Here is a 3,100-nt window from a genome sequence, read left to right as displayed (position 1 = left end):
TCTAAGGCGGCAATATCAAAAGTAATGGTGGTAACTGATAGAAGAATATCTCTTTCTGTGATTCCCGGAGTTTGGCGCATGGAATTTAAAAAGTTAACCACTGCACCGTGCTGAATTTGTACGCCTTTGGGTTTACCAGTAGAACCGGAAGTGTAGATTACGTAAGCGAGATTATTACTTGTTACTTCATTTGCTAAATTGTCTTGATTTTCTCGTGCTATGCTGTTCCATTCGGTATCTAAACAAATTACCTTAGCTTGATGTTTCGGTAATTGTGAAATCAAATGTTGTTGAGTTAGCAATAGCGAAATTTGTGCATCCTCCAAAATATAAGCGATGCGCTCTTGAGGATAAGCTGGATCTAATGGTACGTAGGCTGCACCCGCTTTCAGGATGGCTAAAAGTGCGATGAGCATTTCGAGAGAGCGTTCGACACAAATTCCTACCAATCCCTCTGGTTTTACACCCAACGAGACTAAGTAATTTGCCAATTGATTCGCTCTTTGATTGAGTTCTCGATAACTCAATTTTGTATTTTCAAAAATGGCAGCCACAGCATCCGGCGTTCTTTCTACCTGTGCCTCAAATAACTGATGAATGCTGGCTATTGGTAACTGAGAAATTTGCCACTGTTTTCCGACAACCCATTCTACTAATAATTGCTGTTGTTCGGCTGCTGTCAACAGCGACAATTCCGAAAGCCTTTGATGGGAATTAGCAACAATACTTTCCAATAATCTTTGATAATGCCCCAGTATCCGGTTGATAGTTGTGGCATCAAATAGATCGGTGTTGTATTCCAAATTGGCAATCAGTCCTGTATCGCCTTCCTCTACATATAAAGTGAGGTCAAATTTAGCAGTTTTGCTGTTAATTTCTAAAGGTTTTAAGGTTAAACCTGGTAGTTCTAGAGGCGTTGTGGGAGCATTTTGCAAAACGAACATCACCTGGAATAACGGCGTGTGACTCAAGTCGCGCTGTGGTTGCAGTTCGTCTACCAACTTCTCGAAAGGCAAGTTTTGATGAGCATAAGCGCCTAAAGCGACTTCCCGCACTCGCTTTAATAACTCTTGAAAACTGGGATTTCCTTCTAAGTTGGTACGCAATACTAAGGTATTGACAAAAAAGCCAATTAACTGTTCTATTTCTTGGCGATCGCGATTGGCAATTGGCGTTCCTACTAATATATCCTCTTGTCCGGTATACCGATGCAGCAGGGTTTTAAATGCAGCCAAAAGCGTCATAAATAGCGTTACGCCTTGCTGCTGACTCAAGTTTTTCAATGACTCGCTTAAACTCGCAGAAAGTTGTAGCGATCGCGTCGATCCATTGAATGTTTGAACCGCTGGACGTGGGCGATCGCTAGGCAATTCTAGTATTGGTAAATCACCGCTTAATTGCTGCTTCCAATAAGTTAATTGATTTTCTAAATACTGTTCAGACCATTGCTGCTGCCAAACTGCAAAGTCCGCATATTGGATAGGTAATTCTGGTAGTGAAGAGGGTGTCTCATTGCAAAAACTTTGGTAAAGTGTTGCGACTTCTCGAATCAAAACTGCTGTTGACCAACCATCTGAAATAATGTGATGCAGCGTCAACACTAACAAATAATCTTCTTCATCTAATTTTACCAAATTGCCGCGCAGTAAGCAGTCATTTGCTAAATCAAAAGAGCGTTGAGTTTCAATCGCAGCCAGTCGCAATGCTTCTGCCTCTCTCTCAATTTCCGGCAATTCCTGCAAGTCTATTACTGGCAAGTCGATGATGGTATTTAAATCAATGATTTGAACAGGTTTACCATTTTTAACGGTAAAGTTTGTCCGCAAAATTTCGTGGCGACGCATGACTTCCCGCAAGCTGACTTCAAGTGCTGCAATGTTCAGCTTTCCTCGTAATCTGACAGTTTTCGGCAGGTTGTAAGCGGGGCTATCGGGTTCTAATTGATGCAGAAACCAAAGTCGTTGCTGGGCGAAAGATAAGGGCAACTCTCTGTCTCGCGAAACGCGCTGAATAGGCGAAAAAAATGCTTGTTCAATTTGATTGGAATTGGCAATTTGTTGGGCTAATTCTGCAACAGTTGGCGACTCAAATAAGCAGCGTAAAGGCAATTCTACTTTAAAGGTTTCCCGCAGCCGAGAAATAACTTGAGTTGCTAACAACGAGTGTCCGCCTAAGTCAAAGAAATTATCGTGAATGCTTACTTGTGACAAACGGAGAATTTTCGCCCAAATTCCGGCTAAGATTTCTTCAACTGGAGTGCGAGGTGCTACAAACGTTCTTTCTAATTCTTGCTGTGTGCGATCGAGTTCTGACAATGCCACTCTGTCTACCTTACCGTTAGGGGTTAAAGGTAAAGATTTCAGCATTACGAAAGCTGATGGCATCATGTATTCAGGTAACTTTTCTCTTAAAAAATGGCGTAAATTGTTAGAATCACTTTTTTCATCTGGAACAATATAAGCTACTAAACGTTTGTTATCAGATTCGTCCTCGCTTGCCAAAACTACAACTTCTTTCACGGCTGGATGTTGTCTGAGTGCTGCTTCTATTTCTCCCAGTTCAATGCGAAAACCGCGAATTTTTACTTGATTGTCAATCCGACCGATAAATTCTAAATTACCATCCGGTAAGTAGCGAACTAAGTCACCCGTTTTATATAGTTTTGCATTTTCTTCATCGCTAAATGGATGAGAAATAAACCGTTCGGCAGTTAGTTCTGGTTGATTAAAATAACCCCGTGCCAAAGATGCACCACCGATGTATAATTCGCCGGGACATCCGATAGGTACTGGCTGTAGGTGCGAGTCTAATACATAAATTTGAATGTTCCCAAGTGGACGACCTAAAGGAACTGTTTTTGCCCAAGAATGTGAATTATTTTTAACTGGAAAAGTAGTAACGCCAACGGTAGTTTCTGTAGGGCCGTAATGGTTAAAGATGGTACAGTTTGGCGATAACTGCCGAATTTGGTCGATGAGTTTCCAAGTAGCAGTTTCGCCTCCCAAAATCAATTTTTGGCGCGGCAAAATGGATGGGTCTGGTGAAGAGTTTAAAAGGGCAGATAGATGGGAAGGTACGATTTTGAGGCAGTCGATCGGAT

General features: G+C 41.7%; 1 protein-coding gene. It reads right to left on the bottom strand.

What is annotated here, in order from left to right; all coding sequences use genetic code 11:
* A partial coding sequence (locus H6S82_RS26270; protein WP_191056957.1) for a condensation domain-containing protein occupies window positions 1–3,100 on the bottom strand: 3,100 nt, incomplete at both ends.

The organism is Planktothrix sp. FACHB-1355, assembly GCF_014748295.1.
GTDB lineage: Bacteria > Cyanobacteriota > Cyanobacteriia > Cyanobacteriales > Aerosakkonemataceae > Aerosakkonema > Aerosakkonema funiforme_A.
The sequence above is the reverse complement of the archived record's forward strand: the minus strand, read 5'-3'. Positions and strand labels throughout refer to the sequence as shown.